The sequence below is a fragment of the Pectobacterium carotovorum genome (assembly GCA_016415585.1).
Classification (GTDB): domain Bacteria; phylum Pseudomonadota; class Gammaproteobacteria; order Enterobacterales; family Enterobacteriaceae; genus Pectobacterium; species Pectobacterium carotovorum_K.
In genome coordinates, this window is sequence record CP066552.1 from 1,646,010 (window position 1) to 1,659,506 (window position 13,497).

Annotated in this window: 11 protein-coding genes and 1 tRNA gene; 8 read left to right on the forward strand and 4 right to left on the reverse strand. The window is 50.8% G+C overall.

Going from position 1 to position 13,497, the window contains the following annotated elements:
• Positions 1-115 precede the first annotated feature (115 nt).
• From JFY74_07265 to JFY74_07285, 5 genes are all read left to right on the forward strand, one after another.
• On the forward strand, positions 116-1,234 hold the full coding sequence (locus JFY74_07265) for a membrane-bound O-acyltransferase (protein QQG29829.1): 1,119 nt from the start codon (positions 116-118) through the stop codon (positions 1,232-1,234).
• Entirely contained in the window at positions 1,231-2,670 is a 1,440-nt protein-coding gene (locus JFY74_07270; GenBank protein QQG29830.1) for an AMP-binding protein, read from the forward strand. Before JFY74_07265 ends, JFY74_07270 begins: the two co-directional genes overlap by 4 nt.
• A gap of 16 nt (positions 2,671-2,686) precedes the next feature.
• Positions 2,687-2,908: an acyl carrier protein gene (locus JFY74_07275; protein ID QQG29831.1), complete on the forward strand. Its 222-nt coding sequence runs from the start codon at positions 2,687-2,689 to the stop codon at positions 2,906-2,908.
• Between the two features lie 226 nt (positions 2,909-3,134).
• A complete protein-coding gene (locus JFY74_07280; GenBank protein QQG30475.1) occupies positions 3,135-4,013 on the forward strand; it encodes a TauD/TfdA family dioxygenase in 879 nt (292 codons plus the stop codon).
• On the forward strand, positions 4,010-5,449 hold the full coding sequence (locus JFY74_07285) for an FAD-binding protein (GenBank protein QQG29832.1): 1,440 nt from the start codon (positions 4,010-4,012) through the stop codon (positions 5,447-5,449). Before JFY74_07280 ends, JFY74_07285 begins: the two co-directional genes overlap by 4 nt.
• A gap of 325 nt (positions 5,450-5,774) precedes the next feature.
• Here JFY74_07285 and JFY74_07290 read toward each other — a convergent pair.
• A tRNA-Arg gene (locus JFY74_07290) sits at positions 5,775-5,851 on the reverse strand.
• A gap of 398 nt (positions 5,852-6,249) precedes the next feature.
• Here JFY74_07290 and JFY74_07295 point away from each other — a divergent pair.
• Entirely contained in the window at positions 6,250-8,709 is a 2,460-nt protein-coding gene (locus tag JFY74_07295; protein ID QQG29833.1) for a mechanosensitive ion channel family protein, read from the forward strand.
• A gap of 80 nt (positions 8,710-8,789) precedes the next feature.
• Here JFY74_07295 and JFY74_07300 read toward each other — a convergent pair whose 3' ends face one another.
• Together JFY74_07300 and ycjG are read right to left on the reverse strand one after the other, a co-directional pair.
• Positions 8,790-9,650 (reverse strand): D-amino-acid transaminase, encoded by an 861-nt coding sequence (locus JFY74_07300; protein QQG29834.1) that lies wholly within the window; start codon positions 9,648-9,650, stop codon positions 8,790-8,792.
• Positions 9,651-9,692: 42 nt separating this feature from the next.
• Entirely contained in the window at positions 9,693-10,673 is a 981-nt protein-coding gene (gene ycjG / locus JFY74_07305; protein ID QQG29835.1) for an L-Ala-D/L-Glu epimerase, read from the reverse strand.
• Between the two features lie 384 nt (positions 10,674-11,057).
• Here ycjG and alaC point away from each other — a divergent pair, with 384 nt between their 5' ends.
• Positions 11,058-12,299 (forward strand): alanine transaminase, encoded by a 1,242-nt coding sequence (gene alaC, locus JFY74_07310; protein ID QQG29836.1) that lies wholly within the window; start codon positions 11,058-11,060, stop codon positions 12,297-12,299.
• 121 nt (positions 12,300-12,420) lie between these two features.
• A complete protein-coding gene (gene gspS / locus JFY74_07315) occupies positions 12,421-12,834 on the forward strand; it encodes a type II secretion system pilot lipoprotein GspS (GenBank protein QQG29837.1) in 414 nt (137 codons plus the stop codon).
• Here gspS and gspB read toward each other — a convergent pair.
• A complete protein-coding gene (gspB, locus tag JFY74_07320; protein ID QQG29838.1) occupies positions 12,831-13,400 on the reverse strand; it encodes a type II secretion system assembly factor GspB in 570 nt (189 codons plus the stop codon). The two genes, gspS and gspB, sit on opposite strands and share 4 nt — an antisense overlap.
• Positions 13,401-13,497 lie beyond the last annotated feature (97 nt).

Sequence of the window (13,497 nt, forward strand, 5' to 3'; positions counted from 1 at the left end):
CGCCTTTTTTTCCTTTATCTCTTTCTGGCAGTCACCATTGTCGCGTGGACCTCTGTTGATGAAAGCATGAGTTTAAAAGTGCATTTTGAATATCAAAAATTCTGAAGGATGAATGATGTACAGCTCCGGAATGTTTTTTTTCCTTCTGTTTTCATCAGCATTATTGTTTGCGCTGGTTAATCGCGTATTCAGTTATCGGCTGACGTATTTATCCGCCTTTTCCGTATTGGCGGTATTCGGCTGGGGGTATATTTTCCAGGGGGATTACGTTGTTCCCGTGGCCGTGTTCCTGAGTTTTTATGTTCTCGTCACCTTAAAAGAGAAAGGGTGGTTAAAAACCTGGCAAGCGGTCAGCCTGACGCTGTTGCCGCTGTTTTTGGTGAAATTACACCTCAACAACCACTGGGGCATGATCGGCCTGTCCTTTATGACCTTCCGCGCCATTGATGTGCTGCTTTATCGCAGCAAAAAAGATGGCCATAACGTCCTGCATTACTTCTGCTACCTCTTTATGCCTTTTATTATTCTGGCTGGCCCGATGTATCGCTGGCGGACATGGGTGAATGACATTAATAAACCGGTCTTCATTATTACCCGTGAGCAGTTTTTAGTGGCGATGGAGCAAATTTTCACCGGTATTATCCAGAAGTTCCTATTCGCCATGCTGATCAATAATCTGGTTATTGAGTCGTGGAGCCAGCGCCCGTTTACATTAAGCGTGGGGGTCATGATGTCGCTGGCCTATAGCGCCTACCTTTACTTTGATTTTGCCGGTTACAGCAATATGGCTATCGGAGCAGGGCGCTTATTTGGCCTGAACATCCCAGAGAACTTCAATATGCCTATTCTGGCGAAAAACCCGCAGGACTTCTGGCGACGCTTCCACATCAGCCTGTCTGAATGGCTGAGGGATGTGGTCTTTATGCCAATTTATATGAATCTGATGAAGCTCGACTTTTTCCGACAGAACAAAACATTGGCGCAGAATATTGGCATCTTCTGCACCCTGTTTTGTATGGGGGCATGGAACGGGCTCGAACGACACTATGTCATTAGCGGCGCGCTGTTTGGCGCTATTTCCGTTGCTCACAACATGCTGCAGTGGTCAGCCAAACGCAGTCCTGCGCTGAGCAGTTGTCTACATCATCCGGTTATTGTGTTCATCGGTCGCATTCTGACGCTGGCAAGCGCTGCGGCCTCCCTCTACATCTTTAGCGGAATGTCTCCTCTATGAACCTTCACTCAGAGCTTCAGGAACTGCAAGATTTCCTCCGGGCGGCATTACTCGACCCCGCGAACCCAGATCAGTTGGCGATTAGCGGAAGCGATGACGCGATGACCTGGCAACAACTCTCTGTCGCCGTTACCGACTGGTCTGATCGCTATCAGCATTGTCGGCAGCCTGCTGGCTCGCCAGTTGTGTTGTACGGACATCAGCAGGCCGAGTTTGCCGTGGCAATCTATAGCTGTCTGCTACACAACATTCCGTATATCCCGGTGGATTGCATCTATCCGCAGGAGCGGCTCAACGAGATTTGCCACCTGGCAAGTGCGCCTTATTATTACGATGTGGCGACCAGACAGTTCATTGCTACCGGTGAGGCGGGTCAGGCGCTGGTCGAACAGGATCTCGCCTATATCATGTTCACCTCGGGCAGCACCGGAAAACCCAAAGGGGTGCAGATCGGGCGTGAAAGCCTGTGGCATTTCATGAAGTGGGTGCGCGAGGACTTTGCGCTGCCTGACGTGCCCGTGCTGATGAACCATGCTGTGTTCAGCTTCGATCTCTCTCTGATCCCGCTGCTGGCGAATCTGGCAACTGGAGGGCACATTGTTCTGAATGCGAAAGAGGATATCGCGACAGAAAACTGGCTCGACCGCCTGAAAGACAACGGCGTTTCCGTCTGGGTTTCAACGCCCTCTTTCGCCTACCAGAGGCTGCTCTCTCCCCAGTTCAACAGTGAATATTTACCTGAGCTCAACGTCTTCGTGTTCATTGGCGAAGTGCTCAACAAGGCGCTGGTAAAACAGTTACGCCGCCGCTTCCCACACGCCAAAATTCTCAACTCCTATGGCCCAACGGAAGCCACTATCGCGACCACCGTCATAGAAATTACCGATGAAATCCTGCACAGTGAAAACGACCTGCTGCCGGTTGGCGCGATGATGCCGGACTCCAGAATGGAAATTACGTCTGAGGGTGAGCTGATCATTTGGGGCAAAAACGTGATGCGTGGCTACCTCGGGCTCGCGAAAGAGAATGCGGAAAAATTGCTACACCGGGAAAGCGAAGCATTCCGCGGTTACAGAACAGGAGATCTGGGCTACGAGCCCGCGGATGGGCTGCTGTACTGTCAGGGTCGTAATGACAGCCAGATCAAACTGAATGGCTACCGTATTGAAATTAACGAGATTGAAAATCGTCTGCTGGCGATATCCGACATCAGCGAAGCGGTTGTTCTGCCGCTGATGAAATCGGGCGGCGGCGTTTTGCGCATCGCGGCATTCTGCGTAACGAACTTAGCGCCAGAAGCGATTAAAACGTCGCTCTCGAAGGTGATTCCTCCCTACATGGTGCCTTCCCAAATCATTATCAAAGATGCGTTGCCGCTTAATCCTAACGGCAAAATCGACCGTAAGCTGCTGGATACCCACGCCCGCACGATCTAATTACTCAGGAAAAATGATGGAACAAGAAATACTCGCGCTGTTTGAAAAAATTTTATCCCGTAAAGTGGGCTTTAACGATGAGCTGATTGAGTCCGATATTCTCGACTCTATTCTGGCGGTCGATCTGGTGCTGGAAGTGCAGGATGTTTATGGCTGCGTGATTCCACCAACCGAAGTTGCCACCGTTCTGAAGACCCCGGCGGAGCTGGCCCGCTACATTGAAGAAAACCGCGGCTAAGCCTGAAACGGCGACGGTTTTGCACGATTCAAAGACTCTGGATGCGTTTATCCGGGGTTTTTTATGGGTTTTTATTAAGGTCTATTATCTATTGGTGAAAAATAGGGAGGAGTGATTCTATATTCAAATCATCCTAATTATTATAATTGTATCCGTGGTGTTGAATATTTGTTGCCGATATTATCTGAAAGATCTTTCAACAATGGATAATACACGGAGACGTAAAATGGACGCATTCACTTTAGAAGATCGATTTAATTATCAGCCTTTAATCAACTCTCAAGGTGAAACCTGTCATTTTGGTGTTCGTATTGAGCCTAAACAGTCAGGCGTACATATTGGCGAGTTATCACCTACCTGGCTGCGTACACTGGTAGAAAATCAGCAATTAGTCATACTGCGGGGCTTTGATAGCTTTACGAGTGCAGAAAATTTAACAACATACTGTTCCGCCATTGGCGACATCATGCAATGGCCGTTTGGAGCCGTGTTGGAACTGGTTGAAAAACCCGATGCTACCGACCATATTTTTGCTAACAACTATGTCCCCCTGCATTGGGACGGCATGTACCTGAAAACCGTGCCTGAACTACAAGTTTTTCAATGCGTATCAGCGATTGGCGAAGATCAGGGAGGGCGCACCACGTTTTCGAGTACCACTGCGGCGTTACGCCTGGCATCACCGGAAACCAAAGCATTGTGGCAGCGTGCAACTGGTCAGTATCAGCGCGCAGTCGAGCTATACAGCAGTACCGCACAGGCTCCTATTATTGAACAACACCCCTACCGCACTCATCCCGTGATTCGTTTTTGTGAGCCACCGATTGCTGGCGATAAAGAATTCTTGAACCCATCGACTTATCACTTCTCTGGTATTGAACCTGAAGAGCAAGAACAATTACTCAGCAGCTTGCAAGACGCCTTATATGATCCACGGGTTTATTATGCTCATCAGTGGCAAAGCGGTGATATTGCGATTGCAGATAACTACTCGTTATTACACGGCCGCGAATCTTATACCAGCCAGAGTGGTCGTCATCTCCGCCGGGTGCATATCCATGCTAAACAGCCACTGAATAACCCACATTTGGTGCAGCCGTCATGAAACCACAGCATGTTGATCTCATGATTATCGGCGCGGGGCCGGTCGGTCTGGCCTGTGCCTATCTTGCTCAGCTGTCAGGTTTAAGCACCGTCATTATCGACAAATCACAAGGGCCGTTAACGGTAGGCCGCGCTGATGCGCTAAACGCCCGTAGCTTGCAGCTGTTTGAAATCATCGGTTTATTCGATGAGCTTTATCCCTTAGGCAAAACCTGCAATACCAGCTCAGTCTGGTCAAAAGGCAAATTTATTTCACGCCAGTCTACCTGGTGGGAAGCTTTAGAAGGCTGTTTTCACAAGCATTTTTTAATGATTGGGCAGGCTTATGTGGAACAAGCGCTCGATAATAAGCTCACCGAGCTAAAGAGTGCCGTGCGCCGTAATACTTCTGTGGAAGATATTGTGCTGGAAGAAGACGGCTGCCTCACCACGCTCACCAGCGGTGAGATCGTTCGTTCCCGGTATTTGATTGGTGCAGATGGTTCACGATCGTTTGTGCGCCAACACTTTGCTATCCCGTTTGAGATCACTCGACCACAAATTACCTGGGCAGTGATTGATGGCGAAATAGAAACTGATTTCCCAAAAGTGCCGGAAATTATTGTTTTCCAGGCAGAAACTGCCGATGTCGCCTGGATACCACGTGAAGGTAAGATTGATCGTTTCTATATCCAGATGGACAGTGAGGACTTCACGCAACAGCAGGCGATAGAGAAAATTAACCATGCTCTGCAACCACACCGTCTGCGCTTCAAGTCGATTGAGTGGTATTCACAATTCTCGGTTAAAGAGTCTGTAGCAGAACACTACATCCTTGAAAATAAATTATTTATCGCTGGTGATGCGAGCCATATTCACTCGGTAAATGGTGGGCAAGGGTTAAATACCGGGTTGGCTGATGCATTTAACCTCATCTGGAAAATGGCGATGATTACTCATCATCATGCGCCCCAAACGCTATTACAGACTTACGAAACAGAGCGAAAAGCGGTCGCGCTGGAAGTCGTAAAAACGTCAGCGGAACTCGTGCGTTCAACCAAAACCTCAGATACCGGTACCCACGCCGATGATTACGTCAAGATTGTCGAAAAACGCGCGGGTTACATCACGGGTATGGGCGTTCGCTATGGAACAGACGGGCGTGTTGGCGAAAGGCTGCATGATTTCATGTGGAGGGATTCTCACTCTGGTCAGCCAGGCAGAATTTACTCACATCTAAATTATCGTCATTACAGTTTGCTCATCATTGGCACGGCAACTGTACCTGCATCACTGCCTGATATCGTCCATGTTCTGCACGTTGAGACGGGAAGTAGCCCCTATTCCGATCAATACCTGTTAGTTCGGCCAGATGGCTATATAGCAGCCACCGCTCCTCTCGACCAACCGTCCGCGATCGGTCATTACTTCAGTGGCTGGCGAACCTCACCACTATAAACACCGCCGGCTCAGTGAAATTGCACTGAGCCTATTTTCCTCTGTTTAAGCAGAGTGAAAGCAAAAGAGACCACGCTAAACGGTAATAGTCTTTTTATAGTTTATCTTGTGGCTTGGCGGTTTCTATCTGTCGAGCATTAAGTGGCATCGTGGGGGCCCCTAATAGTCATTGAACAAGAAGAGCCCCCATAGAGGCCCCCAACATCGACTTGATTTCCGGTATGCTGGGTTGACCTCGGTGGAGCTCAGCGACAGAAAATCCTAGTGGTATCAATGAATATAACGGGGTTTTGTTGAATTCGGTAGAGTCTGGGAGAACTTGAAATGGTACGCCCTACAGGGCTCGAACCTGTGACCTACGGCTTAGAAGGCCGTTGCTCTATCCAACTGAGCTAAGGGCGCATTTCAAAAAAGAAATGGCTGTTGCTTGTCACAACAGTGGGCTGGATTATACCCACACGTCCCAGTGAGTCAACGGGTTGGCGCTGGATTTACGCTATACGGTGAATCTCTGTACAACTTTTGTGACTATCGCTTTCTCTGGTGTGACTTTTTTGCACAATTGCGAGCCTCGTCCACATGAACTACACATAGCAATGAACATTTCAGTTTTATCTGCTAGATGCTTCCAGTAATTCTTTTCAAGTTATGATCGGGCGTATTCTGCATCCTGCGCTATTGGTACACTATGCCCGCATTCGTTGGGTTTTGGATGAGTGTGGGCTACTTTCACGTGCTAGGCTTATCGCTCAGTCATTTGTGGATCCGCTATTTTGTCGAACTTTGGAACCTTTTGATTTATGAACATTCTTTCATCCGCATTTTTGCGCGTTTGTCTGCTGGCGATGTTGCTGCTGCCTGTTGGATATGCATCGGCGGCGAGTGCGGATTCTGATCCTGACCCTGACCCACAGCCCGCGCAGACCGATGCACCCGTAAAAATTAATGTTGATGCCGAGTTGATCAAGCTGCAAAAACAGTTAGATAACATCAAGCAGCAGGTTTCAGGCACAAATAACGACAGCAAATTTGGCGCGTTGAATGACACAACGCAGGAACTGGTCAATAACGCTAACGAGCTTGCTAATGCTGTGGCACCGCAGCGGGCTCAAATTCAGGCTCAGTTGGATGTCTTAGGGCCAGCGCCAGAGTCCGGCTCCAGTATTAATGAAACCAGCGAAGTGACGCGTAAGCGAAACAGTCTGAATACGCAAAAAGCAAAAATGGATGCGCAGATCGAGCAGATTCAGGCTTTACGCACCGGTGCGGCCAATTTGTCTGCGCAAATTGTTACTCTGCGCCGTAATGCGCTGAAAACGCAGCTGGCATTGAACTCCGGTAGCATTCTGGGCGGGCGCTTCTGGGCTCCGCTTGTGGCTCCGCAGGCTGAAGATGTCCGTCGCCTGAGCACCTTTCAGGATCAATTAAGTGACGCCTTTACGGTGGCCTGGGAGCCGGACTGGCGTTACGGTTCTGCACTCCTGATTTTGATCGCCATGGTCATGAGTTCGGCGGGGCGTCGGTATCTGGAGAAATGTCTGGCCTGGGCGGGAATTCACTGGCTGCCGGAAGGGCGTCTGCGGCGGAGTTTTTTAGCCACCGCGTCAGTTATTTCAACCGTGGTCACGATCGGTATCGCGGTGAATCTGATCGACTTTACGTTTACGCGTCATGGTGAGGCTTCAGAGCGTGTCGTGTCGTTCCTTGATGCATTGGTGCGGCAGGCAATTTTCTGTTCGATGATCGCTGGGTTGGGGCGCGCATTCCTTTCGAATCAGCGCCCTTCATGGCGCTTGCCCGCGATTGCTAACCCTGTCGCAAAAGCGATGAAGCCGTTTCCCGTGGTTGCCGCCGGCATTATTCTGATCTTCGGTTTTATTGAACAAATCACGGCGACGGTAGGGACATCGGTCGCGGCAACCATTATGGTGAATGGCTTATCTGCACTGTTCCTGGCCTTTACTGCGGGGACGATCACGCTGAAAAGCGATCAGATTCGTCGGCAGATGGTGCACTCAGGGGAACAGCCGGAAGCGCGTTCGACATTATCTGGCATCATTCATCTTGCCGTATTGGCGACGGCGTTTGCTATTTTGGTGTCGCTGGTCATCGGTTATATCTCACTGGCTCGCTTCCTGGCGTTCGAACTGGTGTGGATCGGCATGGTGTTCTCCTGCCTGTATTTGTTCTCAACGTTTATTACCGATATCTGCGAAAGCCTCTTTTCTCCCAACAATACCTGTGGCAAGCGAATGAAGAATTCGCTCAACCTAGACGATCGACATCTGGCTCAGGCCACATTGATTCTGTCGGCCAGCGGTAAAGTCCTGTTAATTTTAATGGCAGCTGTCGCCTTGCTTAATGGAACGTTTGGTACGACGACCCCTCTGGAACTCGTGCAAAAAGCCGTTGAAATCTGGGGTGGGAAAGGGCTGGAAACCTTAAGCATTGTACCGGCACACCTGGTCAATGCCGTGCTCTTTTTGGTGGTGGGGATTTATGTTTTACGTTCATCAAAACGCTGGCTGGAAGATGAGTTTCTTCCTAAAACGACGTTAGAACGTGGGATCCGAGCATCGCTGGTGACGTTGTTTAGCAACATTGGCTATATCCTGATTATCCTGCTGACGTTGGCGACATTAGGGATTGAATGGAACAAGCTGGCATGGATTGTCAGCGCGCTGTCAGTGGGTATCGGTTTTGGCTTACAGGAGATCGTGAAGAACTTTATCTCTGGCCTGATTTTGTTGACGGAGCGCCCGGTGAAAGTCGGCGACTCGGTCAGTATCAGCGGAGTTGAAGGGGATATCCGACGGATTAATGTGCGGGCGACAGAAATTCAGCTTGGGGATCGTTCGACGGTGATTGTGCCGAACTCTCAGTTCATTTCACAGAATGTGCGCAATATTACGATGGGGAACCCGTTTGGGGTCGCGACGCTAGCGCTGACGTTCCCGCTCGATATCGATCCTGAAGAAGTTCGGACGCTTTTGCTGGATGCTTACATCAACCATGATGCGATTCTGGAAACACCCGCACCGTCAGTGAAGTTCAGCCAGTTGAACCCAACGGGCATGGTGCTGAGTGTTACGGGCTATGTCAGCAGCCCGAGAATGGTATCAGAAGCGAAGAGCGATCTGCTGTTTGAGATTATCAAGCGGCTACGGGCATCAAACATTCCGCTGGCCGTACCGCAGAAGATGGTGCTGGAAAACTCAGGGCTTGCGCTGCCTGATAGCATTTCGGGCGAGGATAAATAATGTGCTCAGCCATCCGTTATCCGGCAGTGAACGGGTAACGGATGAACATCGAAGCCGTGCTTACAGGATGTGAAGTGCGGCTATCTTTCCTGTTGTTTAATCATGTCGAGATAGATTTCACGCAACCGCTGAGTAATTTTTCCGGGCTTGCCGTCGCCGATCGTTTTTCCATCCAGCATCACGACGGGGAGAACGAGCATGGTGGCTGAACTGACAAAAATCTCTTTGGCGTGATACGCCTCTTCCGGCGTAAAAAAGCGTTCTTCCAGCGCAATGCCATCCTTTTCTGCCAGCTTGAGCAGCGACTGACGCGTAATGCCGTGCAGAATAGCGTTGCTCAGTGGGCGGGTCACAACCGTGTTGTCATGCAGGACGATGTAGCAGTTGCAGGAGCTGCCTTCGGTAATGAAACCTTCTTCAACAAAGAAAGCATCGTCGGCCTGATTGGCATGGGCATACTCTTTTGCCAGGCTGGCGGCGAGCAGGCTGACGGTTTTGATGTCCCGACGCTGCCAGCGAATATCCTCGGTGGTGACAACGTGCAGGCCCGTGGTGGCTTTCGGGTTACCGACCAGCGAACGTGCCTGAGTGAATAACACCAGCGTGGATTTGACGTCGGCAGAAGGAAAATAGAAATCACGATCGCCCGCATTGCCACGGCTAAGCTGTAAATAGATCGCGCCTTCTTTTAGATCGTTTTTATTGATCAGCTCATCGTGAATCTCTTTGAGTGCCTCAGGTGTGACAGGCAACGTGAGCGATAGCTCGCGGCAGGAGCGTTGCAGGCGAGTGATATGGTCGGGGAAATCAACCAGTTTGCCATCAATGACCGCCGTCACTTCATAGACGGCATCGGCAAACAGAAAACCACGGTCAAATACAGAAATTTTTGCTTCATTTTCTTCTAAATACTGTCCATCAACATAAACAAGACGTTGCATCACAACACTCCTTAATAGTTGCTCAATGCAGGTTAACGCGCGTTATCCCCACAATAATGCGTTGGGCGGTAATATTTCGCTACCGTTATAGTGCAGCCCGTTAGTGCGATCGCGCTGCAAGAGCAGCGGGCCATCCAAATCGACCACGGCGGTACCTTGCGCCACGACAAAAGCGGGTGCCATCGAAAGCGATGTACTCACCATGCAGCCGACCATAATTTTTAAACCTTGCGCCTGTGCATATTTTCGCAGGCGCAGGGCTTCAGTTAGTCCGCCAGTTTTATCCAGCTTAATGTTGATCATGTCATAGCGGCCGACCAGAGCGGCCAGCGACTGACTGTCATGACAGGATTCATCGGCACAGACGGGAATCGGGCGGGGCAAGTCTGCCAGCACATCATCTTTGCCTGCTGGGAAAGGTTGCTCGATCATCGTTACGCCAAGCGCGGCGAGTTCAGGAACCAGTGCCAGATAGCGTTCGGTGTCCCATCCTTCATTGGCATCCACAATCAGACGTGCCAATGGCGCACCTTCGCGTACGGCCGCAACTCTGGCCAGATCGTCTGCGTCTGCCAGTTTTAGTTTGAGAAGAGGGCGAGTGGCATGATGTATTGCGGCGTGGCGCATACGGTCTGGCGTATCCAGCGATAGCGTATAGGCCGTCTCCAACGCCGTAGGCGAAGGAAGATCCAAACGCTGCCAAATGCGCTGCTGATGTTGTTTGCACTCCAGATCCCAGAATGCACAATCGAGCGCATTGCGTGCCGCGCCGGCAGGCAGGATGGTTTGCAGCGTCTCTCGATCTAAACCGTTACGAAAGTCGCTATGCAGTGAGGCAATCTGTTCCATTACGCTGTCTAGGGACTCGCCGTAGCGTGAATAAGGGACGCACTCGCCGTAGCCTGCCACGTTGCCGGACTGGAGCGCCACCACAACGACATCCGCCTGACGCTTGCTGCCGCGTGAAATGGTAAAGGCGCCTTCTATTGGCCAACTCTCGGTGAAATATCGCATCTCAGTCATAAGCTTACTCTCGGATTAACTATCCTGTGCCTCACTGGCATAAGTGCCTTATTTACAAGGCCTGAGTGGGTCATCAAGTGTAATGCTTCTTCCGGTGCGTATTCTTCATTTTTCGCGATTTTAGTCAGAAATTGATGAGTCTTAATTCCGGGCTGGAAAAATTTATGAGCACGGTATCGACAGGACGAATTATCTGAGATAGCTTGAATAAGCTCATCACACTTCAGGTCGCCTGTACCCTTGTAGTTAACGAAAGCTGTAGTTAACGAAAGCTGTCGTCAACGAAAACGGGTTTACTGCGATTTGAATGATGCTGAGTAGAGTGCCTTTACAGGCACTGCGTCGCTCGGACGGTCCGGGCGCTCACGTTAATCTGAGGATGTTATGGCTGATTCTACTTCTCCGCGCCGTTTTACGCGCATCGATCGTCTTCCCCCATATGTATTTAATATTACTGCTGAATTAAAAATGGCTGCGCGTCGTCGCGGCGAAGATATTATTGATTTCAGCATGGGTAACCCTGACGGCCCGACACCTCCTCATATCGTGGAAAAACTCTGTACGGTTGCACAACGCGAAGATACTCACGGGTATTCGACATCCCGTGGCATTCCGCGCTTACGTCGTGCTATCTCCCGCTGGTACGCCGATCGCTATGAGGTTGATATCGATCCTGAAAGCGAAGCTATCGTCACGATCGGCTCCAAAGAGGGGCTGGCGCACCTGATGCTGGCAACGTTGGATCATGGCGATACGGTGCTGGTGCCTAACCCTAGTTACCCGATTCACATTTATGGTGCGGTGATTGCCGGAGCGCAGGTGCGTTCTGTGCCGCTGGTAGACGGTGTCGATTTCTTCAATGAATTAGAGCGCGCTATCCGCGAGAGTATTCCTAAGCCGAAAATGATGATTCTCGGTTTTCCATCGAACCCGACAGCGCAGTGTGTCGAGCTGGATTTCTTTGAACGCGTTGTGGCGTTGGCGAAACAGTACGGCGTGTTGGTGATCCACGATCTGGCTTATGCTGATATCGTGTATGACGGTTGGAAAGCGCCGTCGATCATGCAGGTTCCCGGCGCGAAGGATATCGCGGTAGAGTTTTTCACGCTGTCAAAAAGCTACAACATGGCGGGCTGGCGCATCGGCTTTATGGTCGGTAACCCGGAGCTGGTCAGCGCGCTGGCGCGGATTAAGAGCTACCATGATTACGGCACGTTCACGCCGTTGCAGGTGGCGGCGATTGCTGCGTTGGAAGGCGATCAGCAATGTGTGCGGGATATTGCCGAGCAGTATCGCCAGCGCCGTAACGTGTTGGTTCGTGGTCTGCACGAGGCTGGATGGATGGTTGATGAACCGAAAGCGTCAATGTACGTCTGGGCGAAAATTCCTGAAGCCTATGCGCATCTGGGGTCGTTGGAGTTTGCCAAGCGACTGCTGTCGGAAGCGAAGGTTTGTGTCTCCCCCGGCATTGGCTTTGGCGATTATGGTGATACCCATGTGCGGTTCGCCTTAATTGAGAATCAGGATCGTATTCGGCAGGCGGTACGCGGTATTAAGGCCATGTTCCGTGCCGACGGTCTCCTGCCAACCACCAAATCCTTACCCGGCAAGGGCACGACTGCCTGATTGTGATTTCCTGATGCCCACGGCTCCCGGTTGTCTGGCCGGGAGCACATAAACATGCCGTGACAGCGGCTTATCATTTGCTAGAATGCCTACCGTTAATCTCAATCAGGATGAGTTTGTCATGTCATTATCTCTGTCTAAAATTTCTGCGTTAACGCTGCTTTGCGTCACGCTGGCCGGGTGCCAACAAACAGGAACGTCTGCCCAAAAAGGAACGGTGGCAGGTCAGTCTTCTGCGGTAACGGTTTCTCCTAACGATCAAATGAATCAGCTGGCGTCGCTGGTGGCGGCTACCCGCTATCTCAAATCGAAGTGTAATCGCAGCGATCTGCCTGATGATGCAACGATTGCCAATGTCGCGTTGGCTGTAGCGAAACAACGAGGCTGGAATGTCGCGAGCTATCAGGCTTTACCGCAGCGCAGTGAAAGCCTGTATCAAGGGTTATTGAAAGACAGTACGCCAAAAGAGGCGCAGTGTTCGGAATTTAACCGTACGTTGACGCTGTTTATTGATGCCATTCGCAGCCGAGGCTAAGGCGTAGCGTTTCCACTTTCATCGTCGGCGGAACGTTCATTCTCGTTGAATTTTCCGCCCGGCCAATCTTCCAGTGTTTCCAGAATAAACACTTCACCTTCTACGCTAAAAATGGTCATATCCTGCTGAATTTGCTCTATGGTCAGCCCTTCTATTGGCGAATCCCCTTCGCGGAATTGCAGGCCGTTGAGCGTGATGCTGCGCTTGGTTTCATCCGACGTGTAAACATGTGCGCTGTAGGCCAACGGCGGAATCTCACCATTGCTGATGGCGGGTAACGGCAGCGTGGTCTTTTTCTCTGGGGGAACTGGCGTATCGGTATGGGGCGCTTCTTGATGAGGCGTTGCTGTGGGAACTGCTGGCGTTTGCTCTTCTACCATAGGCAAGGTAGCAGCTTGAGCAGCCAAAGCGAGCTCAGGAGAAGCAGGGCTCCCCCAGCGCTGGTGGCTGAACCAACCGAGTGCGGTAAAAAGCAGAGCATAAATAACCATCAGATAACCGGGCATCGGGTATCTGGCAAGCAGTGCTGGCTGTGAGTGTGTCGTTGCGTCCGGTGCGTTGTCCACGCGCTCATCCTTAAGTGTTTAGGGGGTACTTAGGTCGTGTAGCACCACATCATAAACCAAAGTCGGGTGCGTAGGATGGTGCCGTCTGCCTTATTTT